Source organism: Pseudomonas sp. FG29, assembly GCF_057809355.1.
Map to the genome: position 1 here is coordinate 83,787 of NZ_JBMDJU010000004.1, position 23,376 is coordinate 107,162.

General features: G+C 64.2%; 16 protein-coding genes and 1 pseudogene. 2 read left to right on the forward strand and 15 right to left on the reverse strand.

Annotated elements, in window-relative coordinates; genetic code table 11:
* Positions 1 to 64 precede the first annotated feature (64 nt).
* The 9 genes from ACODS1_RS07060 to ACODS1_RS07100 all read right to left on the reverse strand — a co-directional run bounded on the left by ACODS1_RS07060 (position 65) and on the right by ACODS1_RS07100 (position 14,652).
* Positions 65 to 508, reverse strand: coding sequence for a YiiD C-terminal domain-containing protein (locus tag ACODS1_RS07060; protein WP_489085062.1), 444 nt, complete (start codon positions 506 to 508; stop codon positions 65 to 67).
* A 90-nt stretch (positions 509 to 598) separates the two neighbouring features.
* Entirely contained in the window at positions 599 to 1,033 is a 435-nt protein-coding gene (trxC, locus tag ACODS1_RS07065; RefSeq protein WP_489085063.1) for a thioredoxin TrxC, read from the reverse strand.
* 336 nt (positions 1,034 to 1,369) lie between these two features.
* On the reverse strand, positions 1,370 to 2,647 hold the full coding sequence (locus ACODS1_RS07070; protein WP_489085064.1) for a bifunctional O-acetylhomoserine aminocarboxypropyltransferase/cysteine synthase: 1,278 nt from the start codon (positions 2,645 to 2,647) through the stop codon (positions 1,370 to 1,372).
* A 122-nt stretch (positions 2,648 to 2,769) separates the two neighbouring features.
* Positions 2,770 to 4,560 (reverse strand): SLC13 family permease, encoded by a 1,791-nt coding sequence (locus tag ACODS1_RS07075; protein ID WP_322979835.1) that lies wholly within the window; start codon positions 4,558 to 4,560, stop codon positions 2,770 to 2,772.
* A gap of 254 nt (positions 4,561 to 4,814) precedes the next feature.
* Entirely contained in the window at positions 4,815 to 6,278 is a 1,464-nt protein-coding gene (gene selO / locus ACODS1_RS07080; protein ID WP_489085065.1) for a protein adenylyltransferase SelO, read from the reverse strand.
* Positions 6,279 to 6,296: 18 nt separating this feature from the next.
* Complete coding sequence (gene mscK, locus ACODS1_RS07085; protein WP_489085066.1) at positions 6,297 to 9,644, reverse strand: mechanosensitive channel MscK; 3,348 nt, start codon at positions 9,642 to 9,644, stop codon at positions 6,297 to 6,299.
* Positions 9,645 to 9,748: 104 nt separating this feature from the next.
* The gene (locus ACODS1_RS07090; protein ID WP_322979832.1) at positions 9,749 to 11,494 is read right to left on the reverse strand and encodes a potassium/proton antiporter; all 1,746 of its coding nucleotides are present in this window, start codon (positions 11,492 to 11,494) and stop codon (positions 9,749 to 9,751) included.
* A gap of 157 nt (positions 11,495 to 11,651) precedes the next feature.
* Positions 11,652 to 13,457: an acyl-CoA dehydrogenase gene (locus tag ACODS1_RS07095; RefSeq protein ID WP_489085067.1), complete on the reverse strand. Its 1,806-nt coding sequence runs from the start codon at positions 13,455 to 13,457 to the stop codon at positions 11,652 to 11,654.
* Between the two features lie 154 nt (positions 13,458 to 13,611).
* The gene (locus ACODS1_RS07100; RefSeq protein ID WP_489085181.1) at positions 13,612 to 14,652 is read right to left on the reverse strand and encodes an NAD(P)H-dependent flavin oxidoreductase; all 1,041 of its coding nucleotides are present in this window, start codon (positions 14,650 to 14,652) and stop codon (positions 13,612 to 13,614) included.
* A gap of 109 nt (positions 14,653 to 14,761) precedes the next feature.
* On the opposite strand from ACODS1_RS07100, the gene ACODS1_RS07105 reads away from it, so the two are divergent.
* Positions 14,762 to 15,616: a 23S rRNA (adenine(2030)-N(6))-methyltransferase RlmJ gene (locus tag ACODS1_RS07105; RefSeq protein ID WP_489085068.1), complete on the forward strand. Its 855-nt coding sequence runs from the start codon at positions 14,762 to 14,764 to the stop codon at positions 15,614 to 15,616.
* A 73-nt stretch (positions 15,617 to 15,689) separates the two neighbouring features.
* Here ACODS1_RS07105 and ACODS1_RS07110 read toward each other — a convergent pair whose 3' ends face one another.
* From ACODS1_RS07110 to ACODS1_RS07130, 5 genes and pseudogenes are all read right to left on the reverse strand, one after another.
* Complete coding sequence (locus tag ACODS1_RS07110) at positions 15,690 to 16,949, reverse strand: cyclic di-GMP phosphodiesterase (protein ID WP_489085069.1); 1,260 nt, start codon at positions 16,947 to 16,949, stop codon at positions 15,690 to 15,692.
* A 70-nt stretch (positions 16,950 to 17,019) separates the two neighbouring features.
* Positions 17,020 to 17,217: a putative motility protein gene (locus ACODS1_RS07115; protein WP_489085070.1), complete on the reverse strand. Its 198-nt coding sequence runs from the start codon at positions 17,215 to 17,217 to the stop codon at positions 17,020 to 17,022.
* Between the two features lie 10 nt (positions 17,218 to 17,227).
* Positions 17,228 to 17,887, reverse strand: a complete 660-nt coding sequence (msrA, locus tag ACODS1_RS07120; protein ID WP_489085071.1) for a peptide-methionine (S)-S-oxide reductase MsrA — start codon at positions 17,885 to 17,887, stop codon at positions 17,228 to 17,230.
* A 49-nt stretch (positions 17,888 to 17,936) separates the two neighbouring features.
* A complete protein-coding gene (locus ACODS1_RS07125) occupies positions 17,937 to 18,833 on the reverse strand; it encodes a putative bifunctional diguanylate cyclase/phosphodiesterase (RefSeq protein ID WP_489085182.1) in 897 nt (298 codons plus the stop codon).
* Positions 18,834 to 20,648, reverse strand: a pseudogene (locus tag ACODS1_RS07130) (diguanylate cyclase domain-containing protein); the annotation flags it as partial.
* Positions 20,649 to 20,786: 138 nt separating this feature from the next.
* Between ACODS1_RS07130 and ACODS1_RS07135 the strand changes: the two are divergent.
* Positions 20,787 to 21,314, forward strand: a complete 528-nt coding sequence (locus ACODS1_RS07135) for a hypothetical protein (RefSeq protein WP_489085183.1) — start codon at positions 20,787 to 20,789, stop codon at positions 21,312 to 21,314.
* Positions 21,315 to 21,394: 80 nt separating this feature from the next.
* Here ACODS1_RS07135 and aceF read toward each other — a convergent pair whose 3' ends face one another.
* Positions 21,395 to 23,374, reverse strand: coding sequence for a dihydrolipoyllysine-residue acetyltransferase (gene aceF, locus ACODS1_RS07140; protein WP_489085072.1), 1,980 nt, complete (start codon positions 23,372 to 23,374; stop codon positions 21,395 to 21,397).
* Positions 23,375 to 23,376 lie beyond the last annotated feature (2 nt).

The following is a 23,376-nucleotide window of genomic DNA, read 5'->3' on the forward strand; positions in this document are numbered from 1 at the left end:
TCCTGCCAGGTTCGGCAATTTTATTGTGCCTGTTCAATTAGTCCTTCTTTTGACCTGTGGCAAGTCAGCGCGTGCGCAATTGATAGCATCCGCGACTTTCTGCAACACATTCGCCGGTGGCATCGGTCAGTTGCAACTCCAGCAGATACTCGGCTTTGCCCTGCAGCGTGGCTTCGCGTTGCAGGCGCTCGATCTCTTCGTCGCTCAAACGTGCTTCCACGCTGATGTCTCCGGTGGCCGGACGGCGAAAGCGCAGGTTCATTTCCTTGATCAGCGGATAGAAACGCTGCACGTCGAAGCTGGTGAGAAACAGCGCGCCGCCGGGGATTTCCGCGAGGGTAAACAGCGCCCCGGCGTACATGCTGCCGATATGGTTCTGGTTACCGGCCAGCGGCATGCACAGGCGCACGAAACCGGGCTCCAGCGTCTCGGCCTTGAGGCCGCTGCGTTTGACGAAGGCGATCTGTTCTTCGGTGAGTTGGCGGGCGATTTCCACGGGCAGCGTCATGGCAGGTTCTCCAATCAATACCCTGCCAGCCTAGATGGACGCGGGCCACCTGCAAGTGACCCGAGCGCCCGTGGTCAGTGACCGAAGCGCTCAGAGGCCATGTTGACGCAACCAGGCCTGCAGTTGTGGCAGCGACATGGCGCCGCTCTGGCGCGCGACTTCGACGCCACCCTTGAACAGCAGCAGGCTGGGAATCGAACGGATACCGAGCTGACCGGCCAACTGCGGTGCGGCCTCGCTGTCCAGCTTGCCCAGGCGGCAGCGCCCCTGCAGTTGGGCGGCAGCCTGTTCGAAGACCGGGGCGAAGGCGCGGCAGGGGCCGCACCAACTGGCCCAGACATCCACCAGCAGCGGCAGGTCGCCCTTGAGCTGGCCGGCGAAGTTGGCTTGGGTCAGGGTGATGGGCGTAGCGGGCAGCACGTTGCTCTTGCAGCGGCCACAGTGCGGGGCATCGCCCAGGCGTTCGGCGGGAATGCGGTTGAGCCCGTTGCAGTGCGGGCAGGGGACTAGCAGGGGATCGCTCATGATTCGGCTCCAGGGCACCTCTAAAAACTACCTCGGCTTTGGCTTCCTGCGTTGCTCTACCTCCTGCATCCATGCAGTCGTGCGTTGCCATCACTGCGTTAAAAACAGACTCGGAGGCCGCTTGCGGCCAACGCACTTCAGTGCGGCCCCGAGGGGGCGAGCGGAGCGAGTCATGCTCATGTACAAAAGTAAAGTCGACCGCGACTCCGACCGTTCCTCGCCTGTTTTTGCGGGGCCGCCATCGGTATTGTGCTGACTGCCTCGCCTACGTTTTTAGAAGTGCCCTCTAGTGGTTATGACCGCTATCTGGAGCCGAAGCAGCGGCTTTTCAAGCGATCAACCGCGCGCGGCCTCGAGTGCCTGGCTCAGGTCGGCGAGGATATCGTCGATATGCTCGATGCCGATGGACAGGCGCACCATGTCGCGCGGCACGCCGGCCTTCTGCAGTTCCTCGTCGCTGAGCTGACGGTGGGTGGTGGAGGCCGGGTGGCAGGCCAGCGACTTGGCATCGCCGATGTTGACCAGGCGCACCACCAGTTGCAGTGCATCGATGAAGCGGGCACCGGCTTCCTGACCGCCCTGGATGCCGAAGGAGAGGATCGCCGCCGGCTTGCCGCCAAAGTAACGTTGGGCCAGTTCATGCTCGGGGTGATCGGCCAGCCCGGCGTATTTCACCCAGGCCACTTGCGGGTGATTTTGCAGATATTGCGCGACTTTCAGCGCGTTCTCGGTGTGCCGCTCCATGCGCAGAGCCAGGGTTTCCAGACCCTGCAGGATGAGGAAGGCGTTGAACGGCGACAGGGCCGCGCCGGTGTTGCGCAGCGGTACCACGCGGCAGCGGCCGATGAAGGCGGCAGGGCCGAAGGCTTCGGTGTAGGTGACGCCGTGGTAGGACGGATCGGGCGTGTTGAGCAGCGGGAAGCGCGCCTTGTTATCGGCCCAGGGGAATTTGCCGGAGTCGACCACGATGCCGCCGATGCTGGTGCCATGGCCGCCCATGTACTTGGTCAGCGAGTGCACGACGATGTCCGCGCCATGCTCGAAGGGGCGGCAGAGGATCGGCGTGGCTACGGTGTTGTCGACGATCAGCGGCACGCCATGGCGGTGCGCGGCTTCGGCCAGCGCCGCGAGGTCGACGATATTGCCGGCCGGGTTGCCGATGGATTCGCAGAACACCGCCTTGGTGCGCTCGTCGATCAGCGCTTCCAATGCGGCGATGTCATCGTGCGCGGCGAAGCGGGTCTGGATGCCGAAACGCGGCAGGGTGTGGGCGAGCAGGTTGTAGGTGCCGCCGTAGAGCTTGGCCACCGAGACGATGTTGTCGCCGGCTTCGGCCACGGTCTGGATGGCGTAGGTGATGGCGGCCATGCCGGAGGCCACGGCCAGCGCACCGACGCCACCTTCCAGGGCCGCCACGCGCTCTTCGAGCACGGCGTTGGTCGGGTTCATGATGCGCGAATAGATGTTGCCGGCGACCTTCAGGTCGAACAGGTCGGCGCCGTGCTGGGTGTCGTCGAAGGCGAAGGAGCTGGTCTGGTAGATCGGTACCGCCACCGCCTTGGTAGTGGGATCCGGGTCGTAGCCAGCGTGGATGGCGAGTGTTTCCAATTTCATGCGAGCGTTCCTTCAGGGCAGATTGAAAGGATCGCAGCATGGATAAAGCGACGAGGCCCGGTCAATGCGCTGGCGCAATGAAACGGGCCTTGGGTTAGATCGTTGTATTCGTAGCTTATGCCTTAGACCGGCGTCAGCGGGAAGAACCAGGGGATGATCGCCGTGCCTACGGCCCAGAGCAGCAGGTTCAGCGGAATACCGATACGCATGAAGTCGGTAAAGCGGTAGCCGCCGGCGTTGTACACGAAGGTGTTGGTCTGGTAGCCGATGGGGGTAGCGAAGCTGGCGCTGGCGGCGAACATCACCGCCACCACGAAGGCGCGCGGGTCGACGCCCAGGTGCTGAGCGACGCCGATGGCGATGGGCGTCACCAGCACGGCGACGGCATTGTTCGACAGCACCTCGGTGAGCACCGAGGTGAACAGGTAGATGAAGCTCAGCATCAGCAGCGGACCGGCCCAGGGCAGCCAGCTCATGACATGTTCGACCACCAGCTTGACCAGGCCGACCTTGTCCATGGCGATGCTGATGGCGAGCATGCCGAAGATCAGGCTGAGGATCTTCCAGTCCACGGCCTTGTAAGCGTCCTCGACGTCGAGGCAGCGCGTGGCCAGCACGGTGACCGCGCCGATGATCGCCAGGCCTTCGATGGGCATGACGCCAAAGGCCGCCAGCAGCATCACTGCCAGCGTGGCGATGATGGCGATCGGTGCCTTGTCGCGGCGGAAGGCGCGTTCCTGCACGGCGTTGAGGCTGATCAGTTCGCCGTTGTCGGCGAAGCGCTTAATCTGCGTGGGCGTGCCTTCCACCAGCATCACGTCGCCGAACTGCAGTTGGAAGTCGTCTAGGTTGCCCTGCACGTTCTCGTCCTGGCGGTGAATGGCCAGCACGGCGATGCCGTAACGGGCGCTGAGGTCGAGGTCGCGCATCGGTCGGTGGCTGTAGCGCGAGTTCCGCCCGACGATGGCTTCGGCGAGTATCACATCATGGCTGCTGATGGTTTCGAAGGCGTCGCCACGGTTGAAGCTCAGATGGCCGCTTTCGCGCAGCTCCACTACGTCCTTGACCTGGCCGTGCAGCAGCAGGCGGTCACCGCTGGCCAGCAGGGTGTCGGCGCCCGGTTCGCTCAGTTCCTGTTCATCACGCACCAGCTTCAGTACCTGCAAGCCGCTGCCGCCGTTGAGGTTGGCTTCGTGCAGGGTCTTGCCGATCATCGGTGAGTCGTGCGGCACCAGCAGTTCGGTCATGAAGGTGCGATCCAGATCCGGACGTAACTGGCGCGACAGCGTCTCACGTTCAGGCAGCAGGCGATGGCCGATGGTCAGCAGGTAGAGCATGCCGCAGGCCGCCATCACCAGGCCGGCGCCAGTGATTTCGAAAATGCCGAATGGCTCCAGGCCGGCCTTGCGCGCGACGCCGTCGACCAGGATGTTGGTCGAGGTGCCGATCATGGTCAGCGTACCACCCAGGATGGTGGCGTAGGACAGCGGGATCAGCAGCTTGGAGGGCAGGGTGCCGGCGCGGCGCGCCAGGGCGATGGCGACCGGGGTGAGAATCGCCACCACGGGAGTGTTGTTCAGGCCGGCCGACACCACCAGGGCGGTGATGGTCAGGCCAGTGAGGACGCGAATCGGGTTGGTGCCGACCAGCTCACCCAGCCAGTTACCGAGTGCGTCGATGCAGCCGGTACGTTCCAGCGCGGCGGAGAGCACGAACATGCAGGCGATGGTCACCGGTGCCGAGTTGGACAGCACGCTGAGCACTTCGCTGGGCGCCAGCAACTGGGTGACCAGCAGGGCGGCGACGGCAATCGCGGCGACGATGTCCGGGCTCCATTTCTCCCGAACGAAGGCATAGAGCACCCAGATCAGCAGGGCGCCGACGAACAGCAGGGGCAGGGAATCCCAGAACATGAACATCCTTAGAACCTGCCGGTGGATCTGCTGCGGGCGGCGCTCGCGAAATCGTGGACAGAGGTTCTGCGTCGAATCTCGTGTGAGGTATCGGGCACGCACTGGGCGGCCTGGCTGGGCGCCACGATAGAGGGGTTCTCTTAGATAGTCTAAGAATGTTTGGGTAGATTGATATGCCTTTTCGGTTTAACGAATAAGGCGCGTTCGTCCGCCGCGCAAGGCGTTGAAATCAGGCTTCAGCGGCTGATCGGGGATCAGGATGAGCAACTGATTTCCAGGTGCTTGCCCCACTCCGGTGGGCGTTCGGCGTAGCGCTCCATCCCCGGCTGTTCTTCGAATGGCCGTGACAGCACCGCGTGCAGCTCGCGCACCGGGCCATAGTCACCGGCCTCGGCCGCTTCGATGGCCTGCTGCGCCAGGTAGTTACGCAGGATGTACTTGGGATTGACCGCGTGCATGCGTGCCTGGCGCTCGCCTTGCTCGCCGCCTTCTTGCTCGCATCGCGCCAGGTAATCGCGGCCCCAGGCATCGAAGCCGGCGATATCGACGAAGTCATCACGCACGACATTCAGCGCCTCGGCAGGTGCCTGCTCGCCGAGACGGCGGAAGAACAGCGTGTAGTCGGTAGCTTTGCCGGCCTGCATCAGCTGCAGCAGGCGCTGGATCAGCGTTTCGTCATCCTCCTGCGCGCTGCTGAAACCCAGGCGTTTACGCATCAGGTCGAGGTAATGCGCCTGGTACAGCGGCAGGAACAGATCCAGGGTGGCGCGCAACGACTCGACCTCGACGACCGGCGTCAGCGCCTGGGCCAGAGCCGCGAGGTTCCAGTGGGCGATGGGCACCTGGTTGCTGAAACTGTAGCGGCCGGTGTCATCGGAGTGGTTGCAGATGTGGTTGGCATCGAAATCATCGAGGAAGGCGTAGGGGCCGTAGTCGAAGGTGATGCCGAGGATCGACATGTTGTCGGTGTTCATCACACCATGGCAGAAACCATAGGCCTGCCAGTGGGCGATCATCTCGGCGGTGCGCTCGACCACTTCGCGCAGCATCGCCAGCCAGGGTTCGTCCTGCTCCAGGCAGTGGGGGAAGTGGCAGGCCAGGACATGCTCGCCGAGTACCTTCAACTGGTCGTGCTGGCGCGTGTAGTAGAAGTATTCGAAGTGGCCGAAACGCACGTGGCTCGGCGCCAGACGCAGCACCATCGCCGCGCTTTCCTTCTTTTCGCGCCAGACTGTTGTGTCTGAGCCGGTGACGCACAGTGCGCGTGAGCTGGGGATGCCGAGGGCATGCAGGTGTTCGCTGGCAAGAAACTCGCGGATCGAGGAACGCAGCACCGCACGGCCATCACCCATGCGTGAGTAGGGCGTCATGCCGGCGCCTTTGAGGTGCAGATCCCAGTGCTCGCCGGCCTCGTTGAGTACCTCGCCCAGCAGCAGGCCACGGCCATCGCCCAGGCGCGGCGTGTAGCCGCCGAACTGATGGCCGGAGTAGACCATGGCGCGCGGCTCGGCCTCTGCCCACAGTTTGTGCCCGGCGAATAGCTCGGTGAATTCCGGGCGCTGCGCTTCGGCCGGGTCGAGGTCGAGCAGCGCCATCGCCGACTCGCTGACCACCACCAGCCGCGGCTGCTCGATGGGCTCGGGCAATATTTCCGTGGCGAACGCTTCGCCGAGACGGGCGAAGCGGTTGTCGAAGGTCAGTTGGTCGAGCGTTTTCACCGGATGTTCCTCTGTGGGTCAGGGCGCCACGGGCGGCGGTGGGAGCTTGCTATCGGCCGCGCCGGCTGCGGCGATTTTCGCCAGATCCTTCTGATCGAGCTTCTGCTCGCCGTGCTCCAGATTCTTGACGTACACCTCGACCTGGCGGAAAGCGATGTTGATGCCGTGCTTGGGAAACTCGCGGTCGATGAAGCGGTTGATCTCGTCGGTGGCCGGGTTGCGGTCGCCGAGGTCGCGCACATGGATGCGCAGCTCATGATCCAGCGTGCTTTCGCCGAAGTTGAGGAAGTAGACGATGGGCGCCGGATCCTTGAGTACCCGCGCATTTTCCTGCGCGGCCTGCAGCAGCAGCTTGCGCACCAGATCCAGATCCGAGCCGTAACCGACGCCCACCTTGAGGGTGACACGAGTAACCGTGTCGCTCAGCGACCAGTTGATCAACTGGCCGGTGATGAAGGTCTTGTTCGGGACGATGATTTCCTTGTGGTCGAAATCGGTGATGGTGGTGGCGCGGATGCGGATCTTGCTCACGGTGCCGGACAGATTGCCGATGGTCACCACGTCGCCGATACGCACCGGGCGCTCGAAGAGGATGATCAGGCCGGAGATGAAGTTGGCGAAGATCTCCTGCAAACCGAAGCCCAGGCCGACCGACAGGGCCGCCACCAGCCACTGCAGCTTGTCCCAGCTGACACCCAGCGTCGACAGCGTGGTGACGATGCCGATGGCCACCAGCGCGTAGGACAGCAGCGTGGTGGTGGCGTAGGCGCTGCCCTGCGCCAGGCGCATGCGTGATAGCACCAGCACCTCGAGCAGGCCGGGCAGGTTGCGCGCCAGTGCCACGGTGATGGCGATGATGAGCAGAGCGCCGAGTACGTCCAGCAGGCTGATCGGCACCAGCGCAGCGGTATTGCCGGTGCCGCTGCTGTATTCGTAGAGGGTGACGGTTTCCAGGTAGGTGAATACGCCGATCAGGTCGGCCCAGACCCAGTACAGGCAGACCAGGAAACCGCCCATCAGGGCCAGGCGGATCAGGCGCAGGGACTGCTGGTTGACCTGCTCGATGTCCAGCGTGGGTTCTTCGATGGGCGCTTCACCGTCCAGGCTCTCCTTGCTTTGCGCCTGGCGCTTGGCCAGGGCGCGCTGGTAGGCCAGGCGTCGTGCCGCCACGCTCAGCCCACGCACCAGGGTGGCTTCGACGATGAGCAGGATGATCAACAGGTAGAGCGTGTCGATCAGGCGGTCGGTGAGCTTGAGCGAGGTGTAGTAGTAACCGAAGGCGACCGCACCGATCAGCGCCAGCGGCAGCAGGTTGAACAATACGCCGAGGCCGGTTCGCAAACCCGAGGCGTTCTCGCGCAAGGGCGCGTTGAACAACAGGCTGAACAGCATCCAGGCCATCAGGGCATAGCAGGTGATGACCACGGCAATGCCGATCACGTCGCTGGCCAGGCTCTCGGGCTGATGCTCGGCGATGCTCACTACCGCGACCAATGCCATCACCACCAGCCCCAGGCGGCGCATGTGTTGGCGGAAGAAGGCGACGTTGGCCGGTGGCCAATGGAAATGCAGGACGGCCACGCCATCGGGGGACAGGATGCGGTGCAGGGTATAGAACACCAGCCAGGCCTCGGCCATCTCGTACAGTGCGCCGCCGAGATAGAGGTTCTGCCCACGCGCATCGTGCAGCAGGGCATAGCCGCACAGTGCCAGCAGCAGGGTGACCGGCAGGGCCAGGATCAGGTTCAGCCCCAGGGCCAGAGGGGTGTGCAACTGGCTATCGTGCTTGTAGTGGCCGATATCGGCGTGCAGTTCGCTGAGCTTGCCGAAAAGGTATTGGCGGCGCCAGAGAATCACGGCGCAGAGCAGAATCAGCGGCAGGAACACCAGCGGGCGCTCGATGAGCCCGGCCCCCAGCTCGCTGATGGCCATGCCCCAGGGGATTTCCGCAAGCTGCCGCTGCAACTGGTAGGGCGCCATCTTCAACCATTCAAGATCGAGCGGCTTGTTGCTGGGAATCCAGAACATCTGCTCGTCGATGGTGGCGCGCAGGCTGCTGGCGGTGCTCTGCAGTTCCTTCTGGTTGATCTGCAGGGTGATCGATTCATTGAGCAGGGCGTTGAGCGAGCGGCTCAGTTTTTCCAGCAGTTCGCGACGGGTCGCCAACTGATCGAGCATTGCCTTGCGCAGCTCCGGGGTGATTTCCTCGCTGGGTTGGTCGGCCAGCAGCTTGTCCACGTAGGCGTTGGGGTCGCTGATTTCGTCGCGCTGCTTGTTCAGCTCGAACTGATAGAGGCGGATATCGGCGATATCATCGGCCAGCGAGCCATCCTCGTGCTTGAGTTGCGGCAGCGCCTGCTTCTGCTGATAGAGGATCTTCGACAGCAGCAGGCTGCCCTGCAGGACGCGGATCTGCTCGTCCAGGGCCTGGTTGGCCTGGTTCAGGTTGTCCAGTTGCTGGCGCGCTCTGAGGTTCTCTTCCGTGCGGCTGTTGAGGCGCTCGGTCGAGCGCAGCAGGTAGTCGGAGAGCTTGAGGTTGAGCGTGCTTTCCTTGGCCAGCAGCTTGTCGGAGCTGGTGCGCGCGGCTTCGCGCGACTGTTCGGCGACGGTCTGTTCGGAGTCTTCGCGGCGGCGCTCGTTGATCAGCCCCTGCAGATCCTGGCGTTCCTGCTCGGCACGGCGAATGCGCTCGTCGAGCAGGGCGCGCTGCGCGCTGCCGAGATCCTGTAGCAGGCTGTTGCTGGCCAGTTCCTGGCGGCGTAGCTGGGTTTGCAGCGTGAGCATGGCCAGCTCGGCATTGAGCTGGTCGCGCCGCTCCGGGCTCAGCGGCTTGCCGTCGATGCGCCCGCTCTTGAGGCTGGTGTTGATGTCCTGGCTGCGCGTCTGGTTCTGACTGATCTCGGTCTGGGCGCGCTCGGGGCGATTCTGTGCGCTGATGATCAGGCTGTTGGCGTCGATGATCGCCTTGTTCCAGTCACTGATCTGGGTGGAGCGCTCACTCAGCAACTGATCCAGCTGATCCAGCGACAGGCGTCCGTAGCGCTGAGCAACGGACACTTCCGGGCTGGCCTTGAGCCGGCTCAGCTCGCGCTGTGCATCGGTAATCTGGCGCGGAGCCTTGTCGATCTGCAGGCGCAGGTCGTTCAGGCGCTGTTCGGCACTGTCGCGATCCTGGAGCATGCGCAGGGTCTGCTCCAGGGTTTGCTTGAGGGCCAACTGATCGGCCTCGGGCAGTTTGCGGTCGGCCAGGCTGTCCAGGCTCTGCTGAACATCGGCGGCTTTGGGCAACTCATCGGCTTGTGCCGTGCTCAGGCCGAAACACAGGAGGGTAAAGGTGACTGCAAGAAAAAGGCGCAGCTTGGGCATGATGATCCGGTGACCGAGGAAGTGGGCGTGCTCAGTGTAGAGTGGCGGACGCGTCGACGCCGGTCGAGAGCGACCGGCGTCAGCTGTGCGATCCTAGCAAAGTCTCAGAGGAACAAGCCGGGACCGGGGCGACTACCTTCGGGGAATCTGACGCCGACCTTGCGTACCTTGTTCCCTTCCATGGCGGCGACCGTCCAGGTCAGGCCCTGCCATTCCACCTGGTCACCGACCACCGGCTCACCGCCGATCTCGTGGGCGATGAAGCGGCCCAGCGGCTGATTGCCCTCCACGTCATCGAGCTTGAGGCCGTAGAGCGTGGCGATGGCATTCAGCTCAGCATCGCCTTCCAGTACGAAATCACCGAAGAAACGCAGATCCTGGCCACGCTTGGGCGCCTGGCTGAACAGCTTGCCGAGGGCCGGCAGGTCATGCTCGTGGCCGATCACGCAGAGCAGGTCGCCCGCCTCCAGGCGCGTACTGCCGGAGGGGTGAAGCAGTTCGCGGCCACGGAACAATGCGGCGATGCGAGTGCCTTCCGGCATGTTCAGCTCGCGCAGGGCGGCGCCGATGCACCATTTCTCCGCCCCCAGGCGATAGACGAACAGCTCCCACTGGCTGGTCGGATGCACCTCCAGCCCGGCGCGCGACACCGGCGCCGGCTCCGGCGGTACGGTGACGCGCATCAGCTTGGCCGCCAGTGGCAGGCTGGTGCCCTGCAGCAGCAGGGAGATGATCACGATGAAGAAGGCCACGTTGAAGAACAGCTGCGCGTTCGGCAGCCCAGCCATCAGCGGGAATACCGCGAGGATGATCGGCACCGCGCCGCGCAAGCCGACCCAGGCGATGAACGCGCGCTCGCGATCATGGAAGGCGCGAAACGGCAGCAGGCCAAGGAAGATCGACAGTGGCCGCGCGAAGAGAATCATCCACAGCGCCAGGGCCAGTGCCGGCAGTGCGATGGGCAGCAGCTCGTGGGGTGTGACCAGCAGGCCGAGTACCAGGAACATGCCGATCTGCGCCAGCCAGGTGAGGCCGTCGAGCATGTGCAGGATGCCGTGGCGCGAGCGGATCGGCCGGTTACCGAGCAGCAGGCCGCACAGGTAGATGGCGAGGATGCCGCTGCCGCCGACGGCAGTGGTGATGGCGAAGATGATCAGGCCGCCGCTGACCACCAGCAGGGGGTAGAGACCGGCGGCCAGTTCCATGCGGTTGATCAGCTTGAGCAACAGCCAACCACCACCGAGCCCCAGCAGGGCGCCGAGGCCGAACTGCTGCACCAACTGGATGGGCAAATCCCAGCTGAAGCCGCTCTGGCCGCTGGCGAGCATGGCGATCAGGGTGATGGTGAGGAACACCGCCATCGGGTCGTTGCTGCCGGATTCGATTTCCAGCGTGGAGCTGACCCGCTCGTTGAGGCCGCGTCCGCCGAGCAGGGAGAACACCGCAGCGGCGTCGGTGGAGCCGACGATGGCACCGATCAGCAAGCCTTCGAGCAGGGTAAGGTCGAACAGCCAGGCGGCGGCGAGGCCGGTCAGCCCGGCGGTGATCATCACGCCCACGGTGGCCAGGGACAGTGACGGCCACAAGGCCACGCGGAAGCTGGAAACCCGGGTACGCATCCCGCCATCGAGGAGGATCACGGCCAGCGCCAGGTTGCCGACCAGGTAGGCCAGCGGGTAATTGTTGAAAACGATACCGCCGGGGCCGTCGGTGCCGGCGAGCATGCCGACGCCGAGGAAGATCACCAGGATTGGGATACCGAAACGCGTGCCGAACGCGCTGACCAGAATGCTGGCCGCCACCAGCAGAGCGCCGATCAAGAACAGATTATTGATGGCGCTGGCGTCCAACGGCGTACTCCTGGTCCAGTGAAGAGAGTGCGCCGTCATGCATGGCGCGTGCCAGGGATTCTAACCGTAGCCTTTGCCTGTCTGTCAAAAAGGTTATTACATTTTTCGCGATGCCCCGGAGCTGCGCGTGTGCAGAGCTCCGGGGGCGCGAATGACTTCAGAACCAGGCGTCTTGCATGCTCAGGCAGGTATCGTCGCGCGCTTCGAGAATGGCCAACTCGTGATGGCAGCTCGGCACTTCCCAGGTCAGGAAATAGCGCGCGGCCTGCAGCTTGCCGCGATAGAAGGCTTGCTCCTCGGCATTATCGGTACGCGTCAGGCCCTCTTCGGCGCGAATCGCCTGCTCCAGCCAGCGCCAGCCGATCACTGTATGGCCGAACGCCTTGAGGTATAGCGCCGAGTTGGCCAGCCCCTGGTTGACCTTGCCACTCATCAGATCGCCCAGCAGCGCCAGGGTTACCGTTTGCAGGCGCGCCACGAGTTGCTCCAGTGGCTGACGCAGAGCCGTGAGCGATTCATGCGCACCGGCGCGCTGACAGCAGTCGTTGATCAGCTTGAGCAATTGCTTGAGCGCCGCCCCACCGTTCATCGACACCTTGCGCCCGAGCAGGTCGAGCGACTGGATACCGTGGGTGCCTTCGTGGATCGGGTTGAGGCGGTTGTCGCGGTAGTACTGCTCCACCGGGTATTCGCGGGTGTAGCCGTGGCCGCCGAGGATCTGGATCGCCAGCTCGTTGGCCTTGAGGCAGAACTCCGAAGGCCAGGATTTGACGATGGGTGTGAGCAGGTCGAGCAGTTCCAGGGCGCGGGTGCGCTCTTCGGCGGTTTCCAGGGTCTGGGTGTCGTCGAACAGGCGCGCGGCGTACAAGCCGAGGTCGAAGGCACCTTCGACGTAGGCTTTCTGGGTCAGCAGCATACGCCGTACATCGGCGTGTTCGACGATGGAGATCTGCGGGCTGGTCGGATCCTTGCCATCGGGCTGGCGGCCTTGCGGGCGGTTGCGCGCGTAGTCCAGCGAATACAGGTAGCCGGCGTAGCCGAGCATGATCGCGCCCATGCCAACACCGATGCGCGCCTCGTTCATCATCTGGAACATGTAGGACAGGCCCGCATGCGGCTTACCCACCAGATAGCCGACACATTCGCCGTTATCGCCGAAATTCAATGCAGTGGAAGTGGTGCCGCGCCAGCCCATCTTGTGGAACAGCCCGGCCAGGGTCACGTCGTTGCGCGCGCCCAGCGATCCATCGCCGTTGACGTGGAACTTGGGCACCAGGAACAGGCTGATGCCCTTCACGCCGGGCGGTGCGTCCGGCAGCTTGGCCAGCACCATGTGCACGATGTTTTCGGAGATCGGCTGGTCGCCGCCGGAGATGAAGATCTTGTTGCCCTTGATTCGGTAACTGCCGTCGGCATGCGGTTCGGCGCGGGTTCTGATGTCCGATAGCGACGAGCCAGCGTGCGGCTCGGTCAGTGCCATGGTGCCGAAGAAGCGGCCGTCAATGATCGGTTGCAGGTAGCGGGATTTCTGCTCCTCGTTGCCGAAGGCCTCGATCAGGTTGGCCACGCCCATGGTCAGCATCGAGTAGGAGCTGGTGGCGATGTTGGCCGACTGGAAATGCGCGAAGCAGGCCTGTGACAGCAGATTGGGCAGTTGCATGCCGCCGTGCTCGAAATCGCGGGTGGCGTTGAGAAAGCCGGCCTCATGAAAGGCGCGCAGCGCCGGCTCGACTTCCGGGATCAGCACTGCGCCGCCGTCGACGTACTGGGGCTCGTGTTCGTCGTTCTTGCGATTGTGCGGGGCGAACAGTTCCTCGGCGATGCCGCGCGCGGTGCTGATGGCCGCGTCGAAGGTCTCGCGATTGTGATCGGCGAAGCGCGGGCGCTGGGTCAGGGCTTCGGCGTCGAGCACTTCGTAGAGTTCGAACGCCAGGTTGCGGGAGCTGAGCAGGGTCTCGGACATGGAACGGGCCTCCAGATGATCGACCGAGTCTAGGCAGCCTGCCGCCCAACTGCCCAGCATCATCATTCACCGTGATAGTCACAGGTCGGTGTCTGTAGGGCGGGGGCAACCCGCCGCGCCGGGAGTGGCGGGTTGCACCCGCCCTACCAGGTTGTCAGGCGAAGCCCCGCGCCAGCTCGCGGGTCAGCTCGGCCGCCGGCATCGGCCGGCAGTTGGCAATGTTCTGCCCGGCCCACAGCGGCGAAAAGTCCCCGCTGCCTTGCGCTTCGGCTGCCGCTCGCAAGGGGGCGATGGCTGCAGTGGCCAGTGGGAATTCCGGCGCCTGCGTGCTGAGCGGCCCCAGCTCGCGCATCAGACGGTTGATGATGCCGCGTGCCGGGCGCCCGCTGAACAGGTTGGTCAGCGCTGTATGGCGCGCCGCCGGGCTTTGCAGGGCGGCGCGGTGGATGGCGCCGATATTGGCTTCCGGGCACAGCAGATAGGCGCTGCCGACCTGCACGCCCGCTGCGCCCAACGCCATGGCTGCGGCCACGCCACGGGCATCGCTGATGCCGCCAGCAGCGATCACCGGCACATCGAGGGCATCGACCAGTTGCGGCAACAGGGCGAAGGTGCCGAGCTGGCGGCTGAGGTCATGGTCGAGAAAGTGCCCGCGATGCCCGCCAGCTTCCAGGCCCTGCGCGATCACCGCATCGACGCCGTGTTCATGCAGCCAGAGCGCCTCGTCCAGCGTGGTCGCGCTGGAGAGAATCTTCGCCCCGCTGCGCCGCACACGCTGCAGCAGGCTTTCGTCTGGCAGGCCGAAATGGAAACTCACCACGGCTGGGCGGAACTCTTCCACCAGCTCGGCCGCTTCGTCGTTGAATGGCAGGCGCCCCGGCCCGCTGGCGATGCTTGCCGGATCTACGCCAAACTCGTCGTAGTAAGGCGCCAATGCCTCGCGCCAGGTTGTGTCGCGGGCGGCATCCGGCTCGGGCGGTACATGGCTGAAGAAATTGAGGTTGAACGGGCGTGTGGTCAGGCTGCGTAGCCTCTCCAACTCCTGACGCAGGGCCGTCGGCGTAAGCATGGCGCAGGGGATCGAACCCAGGCCGCCAGCCTCGCATACGGCTGCCGCCAGGCGATGATCCTGCGAGCCGGCCATCGGTGCTTGAATCAGGGGCAGTGCGCTGCCGAGCAAGCCTTGCAGAGACATCATGAGTTCTCGCTGTCCGCTGAGGAGGTAACCAGCGTGCCATGCTGCAAGCCACGATGCGAGCCGCTCGTGGCCTGTTAAACTGCGCGCCTGATTCGAGGACTCCCGCATGAACTACCGCCACGCCTTCCATGCCGGCAACCACGCCGACGTGCTCAAGCATCTGGTGCTGACTCGCCTGATCGCCCTGCTGTCGAAGAAAGAGACGCCCTTCGCCTATCTCGACAGCCATGCCGGCATCGGCCTCTATGATCTGCAAGGCGACCAGGCCAGCCGTACCGGTGAGTACCTAGAAGGCATCGCTCGCCTGTGGCAGGCCGCGCAGTTGCCGGACGCGGTGGAGGCTTATCTAGAAGTGGTGCGGGCCATGAACCCGGACGGCGAGCTGCGCTACTACCCGGGCTCGCCGGAGCTGGCACGTCTGCTCAGTCGTGAGCAGGATCGCCTGCAGCTCAACGAGAAGCACCCCGAGGATGGTCGTCTGCTCAAGGACAACATGCGCGGCGACCGTCGCGTGGCCGTGCACCTGGGCGAAGGCTGGCACGTGCCACGTGCACTGATGCCGACCCGCGAGAAGCGCGTGCTGCTGCTGATCGATCCGCCCTTCGAGCAAACGGACGAACTGCAACGCTGTGCCGAGGCCTTGAATGAAGCGCATGGCCGCATGCGCCAGGCCATCGTCGCGATCTGGTACCCGATCAAGGACGAACGTCAGTTGGCGCGCTTCTACCGCGACCTGCAAAAGAGCGCCGCGCCCAAGTTGTTGCGCGCCGAGCTTTACGTGCACGCCCCGGACGATGCCACGCGCCTGAGTGGCTCGGGCCTGGTGATCAGCAACCCACCATGGGGCCTGGAGGACGAACTCAGGCAACTGCTGCCATGGTTGGCCGATGCGCTCGGCCAGAGCCAGGGCGGCTGGCGCCTGGATTGGCTGATAGAAGAAGCCACAAGCGGTAAGTCATAAGCGTAGCCTGGATGAAATCCGGAAGCCGTGCCCTCCGATCCCCGGATTGCATCCGGGCTACCAGCTTGCAGCCTCAGCCCGGCTTGTGATTGGGCTCGATGTGATAGCTCAGGTTGCGCCGCGGGCTGAGGTACTCCAGCACCTCCAGCGGTAGCTGCGAGGGGCGCAGGCTGCGGGCGATGGCCTGCCTCGGCTCCTGCGCCAGGTCGAGGATCAGCGCTTCCTGCTTGGGTATCTCCGCGTCGTAGAGAATCAGCGTCGGCTTCAGTGCCTGGGTCGGGTTCATGCCCAGCACCAGCGCGTAACGCTCGTCTTCGAGCTGTACCAGGCTGCCCGGCGGGTAGATCCCCATGACCCGGATGAAGGCCTTCAGCATCACCTCGTCGAAGCGTTCGCGCTGCTGCTTGAACATCAGCGCCAGCGCCTCGTGCGGGCTCAGCGCCTGGCGCGGGTCGAGCGGGTTGCACAGGCCGTCGAAGTGATTGGTGATGGCTACCAGGCGGCTGAGACGACCGATGCTGGCTTCATGCAGGCCACGCGGATAGCCAGTGCCGTCGCAGTGTTCGTGATGCTCGTGGATGATGCGCAGCACCTCGTCATCGAGCATCAGCTTCTGCCCCATGCGCAGGCCGAAATCGGTGTGCATCTGCAGCAATTGCTGTTCCGGGCGGGTCAGCGGTTCGGGTTTGAGCAGCACCTTGCTCGGCACTTCCATCTTGCCGATATCGTGCAGCAACGCGCCCAGGCCAATGCTGTGGCAGGCCTCGCTGTCGAGACCGAGCTGACGGCCCAGCAGCAGCGACAGGACGGTGACGTTGAGCGCATGGAAGTAGCTGTCTTCGGCGGCCTTGCCGGTGATGCCGTGGAGCACCACACCAGGTGCGCCGAGCAGGGTCTCGACCATCTCGCCGACGATGGCTCCAGCTTGGCGCATGGCGTCTTCCGGGCGGCTGCGCAGGGTCTGGTTGAGCGACTTGATGCGCTGGCTGGCCTCGATGAAACGGCGATCCACTTCGGCCAGGCGACTGCGCAGGTGGCGCAGCTTCTGCGCACGTTCCTGGCGGGCGCGGCTCTCCGGATCTTCGGGCACTTCTTCGCTGACGCTGGGCTCCAGAGTGGGCTCATCGGAGAGCTCCAGCGGCGGGCAGTCACTGCGTGAGGGGTCATAGCGCAGTTGCTTCAGCTTCAGGGCACGCAGGGCGCGGAGCTGCCCCTCGTCCTTGATCTTGAAGTTGCTGAAAGCGAAATCATGCTCCCACCAGCTTAGATCCAGCTGTATGTACAGACCTATGCAAAGTTGCTCGGGAGTGATGGTAGGGAGAGGGGCGGCCATGCCGGACTCATCGATTGCTGGCTAAGTGCCGGCAGTTTAGTCCGGCTGATGGCATAAAGGCATCTGTTGTTCAGGCTGTCACGTCGATGCTGTTGCCCAGATTCGGCGGATTGCTCGATGTGCTGGCCGGTGCTGCCGCCTGTACCAGCCCGGCCATGTTGGCGGCCTGTAGATCCAGGGTCTTGCGCAGCAGCAGAAGCGACATCTGCGCGGCAATCTGCGAAGAGGCCTGACTGGATACCTGGCTGGCGATGCTGCTCAGTTCCACGATGTTCGACTCAGATGGCGGGCTCAGGGGGTAGACATACGCCTGTTCCGCCGAGGCCGCAATAGCCGTTGGGGTTCTTCGCCAGGTACTGCTGATGATAGGTCTCGGCGTAGTAGAAAGTCGGCGCCTCGGCGATTTCCGTGGTGATGCTGCCCATGCCGGCCTTGTCCAGCTCGGCCTGGAAGCGTGCCTGGCTGGCCAGCGCTGCGTGCAGTTGCGCCTCGTCCTGGCAGTAGATGGCCGAGCGGTACTGGGTGCCCTGGTCGTTGCCCTGGCGCATGCCCTGAGTCGGGTTGTGCGCCTCCCAGAACACCTTGAGCAGCGCTTCGAAGCTGGTGTGTTGCGGATCGAACACCACCAGCACCACCTCGGTGTGCCCGGTGAGCCCGGAGCAGACTTCGTCATAGGTGGGGTTGGGGGTGTAGCCACCGGCATAACCGACCGCCGTACTGAATACGCCCGGCTGCTGCCAGAAGCGCCGTTCGGCGCCCCAGAAACAGCCGAGGCCGAACACGGCCTGCTGCAGACCCGCAGGGAAGGGCGGTTTGATCGGGTGGCCGTTGACATGGTGAGTATCGGCCACCGGCAGCGGTTCGGCACGGCCGGGCAGCGCCTGTTCGGCTGTCGGCAGGGCGAGTTTATGAACGAGAATCTGCGAGCGCAAAACCATGGCGATCTCCTGTAAATGGCAGATTGTGGACTGCGTGCCGAGGCGCGTGTTACGTCCGTTGGTCGGTCGAGCTCTGTGGCCGGCACGGATAGCGGCGCAGGCTGTCGATCAGGTCGCGACCCGGGATGGGTTTGTCGAACAGGTAACCTTGCCCGATATCGCAGCGCTGGCGACGCAGGAAACCGAGCTGGGCCGCGGTCTCGATGCCTTCGGCCACCACCTTGAGCTTGAGGTTGTGGGCCATGGCGATCACCGCCGAGGTGATTTCCATGTCGTCCTGATTATCGGGGATGTCCTTGACGAAGCTGCGATCGATCTTGATCACGTCGATGGGAAACTTCTTCAGGTAGCTGAGCGACGAATAGCCGGTACCGAAATCGTCCATGGCCAGGGTCAGGCCCAGGCTCTTCAGGCGGCCGAGTTGGTGGCGGGTGTCATCGGTGGCCTCCAGCAGCAGGCCCTCGGTGAGTTCCAGCTCCAGCAGGCGCGGGTCGAGTTGCTCTTCGTGCAGGATGGCGGCGATGGAGCCGACCAGATCCGGGTCGGAGAACTGTTTGGGTGACAGGTTGATCGCCACCTGCAATTCGCCCATGCCGATGGCGGCAATCTGCTTGCTCATCCGGCAGGCCTGGCGCACCACCCACTTGCCGATGGGGATGATCAGCCCGGTTTCCTCGGCGACGCTGATGAACTGATCCGGGCGGATCATGCCCTTCTCCGGGTGCTGCCAGCGCAGCAGGGCTTCCATCCCCACCAGTTGTCCGGTCTTGAGGCACAGCTTGGGTTGGTAGAACACCTCCAGCTCGCTCTGGGTCAGGGCGCGGCGCAGGTTGTTCTCGACGAACAGCTTGTAGTTGGCCTCGGCGTTCAACGCTTCGGTGAACTGCTGCACCTGATGCTTGCCGTTGGCCTTGGCCTTGTGCAGCGCCAGGCCGGCATGTTTCATCAGCGTCTGCGGATCGCCGCCATGCTTGGGGGCCAGCGCCAGGCCGACCGAGCCGGTGATGCTGATCAGCTGGTTGTCGACGAACAGTGGTTTGTCCAGGGTCTGCAGCACCTGATGGGCGATACGCTGGGCGGTATCTTCGTCGCTGCCGTCGAGCAGGATGGCGAACTCGTTGCTGGCGAAGCGCGCCAGCGTACCTTGCATGCCCAGGCTGTTGCGCAGGCGCCGGGCCAGGGCGGCGAGCAGCTTGTCGCCGGTCTGGTGGCCGAGGCTGTCGTTGATCCGTTTGAAGTTGTCGATGTCCACCAGCAGCAGTCCGAGCGATTGCTCGGGGTTGCGTGCGAAACGCTCTTCCAGGCTGCGAATGAACGAAGGGCGATTGCCCAGGTTGGTCAGGTTATCGGTGTAAGCCAGGCGCTCGATGCGCTGCTGGGCCAGTTTGGTCTCGGTGATGTCTTCGTAGATGCCGATGTAGTGGGTCAGCTCGCCGTCGTCACCGTACACCTTGGAAATCGACAGTTGGCCCCAGTAGGGCTCCTGACTCTTGCGTCGGCTGCGGAACTCGCCCTGCCAGCTGTTGTGTTCGGCCAGGCTTGAAGCGTTGTCGAACAGCAGATCGCTGAGGTTGGCCAGGGCCGGCAGCTCGGACAAACGCTGGCCGCAGACCTCGTCGCTGCTGTACAGGGTGATGGCGGTGAAACTGGGGTTGACGTATTCCACCATGCCGTCGCGGTCGACCAGCAGGAAGGCGCTGGCGCTTTGTTCCACGGCGCGCTGGAACAGGTTCAGGGCATGGGTGGCGTCGCGCTTCTGCTGGTTGATCAGCACCTGTGCATACTGGTCTGCGAGTTCGCCGGCGAAGGCGATTTCATCGGCTTGCCAGGGGCGGGGGGCGCCTCGGTGTTCCAGGCAGAGGACGCCGACCACTTCGCCGTCCACACGGATGCTGGCATCGAGTACGGAGGTGATGTCTTCCGGCGCGAGGTAGCAGGCCGCCAGCTCGCGGGTGCGTGGATCCTGACGGGCGTTCTGCGCATCGATGGCGCGCCCGCTGCGCAGGGCTTCGAGGTAGATCGGGAAGCAGCGCGTATCGAAGCCCTGCAGGCTGTCGTGGCGTTTGAGGCCGGCGCGGTAGAGCGCGACCGATTCGATGCTGTGCTGATTGATGCGCCAAATGCCGGCTTGGGCGATGCCGTAGGTTTCGCAGGCCACCTCGGTGATGAGTTCGGCGGCTTCGCGCAACGGATCGGCCGACAGGTAGCGTTGTCTGGCCAGGCGTACGATCAGTGCCTGGCGGGTGCGCGCGCGCGCCAGATGGTCGCGCTGCTCCTGCTGGGTGAGCTGGAGCTGCGCTGTCGTGTCGGCTTGCGGCTTGGCCGGCAACTGCAATTCGTAGTCGCTTTCGACGCGCTCGGCATTTTCCCCGCTGGTGACCAGCAGATAGCCACGCAGTAATTGGCGATTGCGCTGTTTGAAGGGTTCGCCGACTTCCAGCAGGTTCAACGGGCCGAGTGGCGTGTGCAGGGTGTAGTGGACGACGTAGTGAGGGCTACTCAGCAACTGCTGCTGAATGGAATCGTGCAATCCGTAGCGCGCCTCAGGCTCCATCAGGCTGGCATAAGGTGCGTCCACCAGCGCGCAGAGTTCGGGGGCGCTCACGCCCAGGGCCCGTTCGCAGGCCGGGTCGAGAAACAACAGGGCCCAGCTTGGCTCGTTCAAGCGCTCGAAACGCAGCATCCCGAGCCGCGAGGGCACTGGCAACTGCGTCACAACCTCGGCTGCCAGGCGATTGCCGGCATCGGGATGGCTTTTCATTGGGCGGTGGGCTTCCAGTATGCTGGCCATACGAGCGGAGGATTTCGTCGCAGCAGCGGTGCCGGCAGGGGCAATCGCGGCGTGCGGGCAAGCACCGGCTCGGGCCTACTTCACTATAGCGTTCGGCAAGGGTGCATGATGCGATCGTTACTGACAAGAAAACTCATGGTGTTGGTGCTGCATAGCACGCTTTTTTCTTCGGCATCCGCGTTGGCGGCCACAAATGACGGGCTCCAGGGCGAGGAACAGGTGGCGTACCTGAGCGAACTCAAGCGACTCTATCTGACCACGGACGAACGCCAGGCGCTGCTGGCGCACAGCAATGCGCTGCTCGACACCTATGCGTTGCGCGCGGCCTACCAGGTGGGGCAGGCGCAGCGTGACGATCTCACCTATCGGTTGAGTACCGGTGCATCGGGCGAATTGATCCTGCGTGAGGAAGTGCGTGGCAGTCAGGGTACAGCGGTCAGTGTGCGCAACCGTCACCTCTCGGTGTTCGGGCTCGATCCCTATATCCGCTATGAATGTCCGCCGAGCGGCATTCGCTGCACGCTGCTCAACCCGCGTGACGGGCAGCCGTTGCTGACTATCGTGCGTGATCTCGGTGGCGCTGCCGAGCTGGCCAAGGCATTGAGCTTTCTGATCCGTAACGTGCAGAAGGGCTGAAAAGCCCTAATCACGGGCAAAAAAAACCCCACCCAGATTGGGCGGGGTTGAGGATGCGAGCGTGGCGTGCTCGAAACGGTTTACAGCAGGATGGTGCGAATGTCCGCCAGCACCTGCGACAGGCGCTGAGTGAAGCGCGCAGCGGCTGCACCATTGATCACGCGGTGATCGTAGGACAGCGACAGCGGCAGCATCAGACGCGGCTGGAAGGCCTTGCCGTCCCAGACCGGTTGCATGGTCGCCTTGCTGACACCGAGGATCGCCACTTCCGGCGCGTTGACGATCGGCGTGAAGCCGGTGCCGCCAATGTGGCCGAGGCTGGAGATGGTGAAGCAGGCGCCCTGCATGTCGTCAGCCGATAGCTTCTTCTTGCGGGCCTTGTCGGCCAGCTCGGCCGCTTCGGCTGCCAGTTGCAGCAGGCTCTTCTGGTCGACGTTCTTGATCACCGGCACCAGCAGGCCGTCCGGTGTATCGACGGCGAAGCCGATGTGCACGTACTTCTTGCGGATGATCGCCTTGCCGCTCGGCGCCAGCGAACTGTTGAAGTCCGGCAGTTCCTTGAGCAGGTGAGCGCAGGATTTGAGCAGCAGCGGCAGCACGGTCAGCTTGACGCCAGCCTTCTCGGCCACGGCCTTCTGCGCGACGCGGAAGGCTTCCAGGTCGGTGATGTCGGCCGAATCGAACTGGGTCACGTGCGGCACGTTGAGCCAGCTGCGGTGCAGGTTGGCGGCGCCGACCTGCATCAGGCGGGTCATCGCCACTTCTTCGACTTCACCGAACTTGCTGAAGTCCACCGCCGGGATCGGCGGGATGCCGGCGCCGCCGGTAGCGGCAGCAGCAGTCGCCTGCGGTGCGGCCTTGGCCTTCTGCATCATGGCCTTGACGTAAACCTGCACGTCTTCCTTGAGGATGCGACCTTTCGGGCCGGTGCCGGCGATGTCCGCCAGTTCCACGCCGAAATCACGCGCTAGCTGACGCACGGCCGGGCCGGCGTGCACCTTGGCGCTGCTGCGCTTTGGTGCATTGGCCGGGTCGGCAGCAGCGGCCGACAGCGAGGCGATGGCGCGCACTTCGGCGGCCACTTCCGGTGCGGCGCCTTCCGGCACACGGTGCACTTGCTGGCTGGCTTGCGCCGGTGCGGCGGCAGGTGCGGCGCCGGCTACCTTGAGCTTGAGAATCAGATCGCCAGTGCCGATTTCGTCATCCAGCTTGACCAGCACTTCTTCCACCACACCGGCAGCCGGCGAGGGGATTTCCATGGAGGCCTTGTCGGATTCCAGGGTCAGCAGGCTCTGGTCGGCTTCGATGCTGTCGCCGGCCTTGACCATGATCTCGATGACCTTGCCCTTGGCGCTGGAGCCGATGTCCGGGACGTGCACGTCCTGCACGCTGCTGCCGCTGGCTGCGGCGGCCGGTGCCGGGGCTGCTGCAGGTGCGGCAGCTTGTGCGGGTGCGGCGGCTGGAGCCTGAGCAGCGGCGGCCGGGGCGGCCCCTTCGACTTTCAGCTTGAGGATCAGATCGCCGGTGCCGATTTCATCGTCCAGCTTGACCTGTACCGACTCCACCACGCCGGCAGCCGGCGCGGGGATTTCCATGGAGGCCTTGTCGGACTCCAGGGTGATCAGCGACTGGTCGGCTTCGATACGGTCGCCGGCCTTGACCATCACTTCGATGACCTTGACCTTGCCGTCGGTGCCGATGTCCGGCACGTGCACGTCCTGCACGCTGCTGGTTGCGGCAGCGGCAGGCGCGGCGGCCGGAGCAGCCGCTTTCGGTGCTTCGGCGGCTGGTGCGGCTTCGGCTTTCGGCGCCGGCGCGGCTTGCGCAGCACCTTCGACTTCCAGCACCAGCAGCTCGTCGCCTTCCTTCAGGCGGTCGCCGATCTTGACCTTCAGTTCCTTGATGACGCCGGCCTTGGGTGCGGGCACCTCCATGGAGGCCTTGTCGGACTCCAGGGTCAGGATGCTCTGGTCGGCTTCGACACGGTCGCCGACCTTGACCAGCAGTTCAATGACCTCGCCTTCACCACCGAGGTCGGGTACGCGAATCAGTTCACTCATCG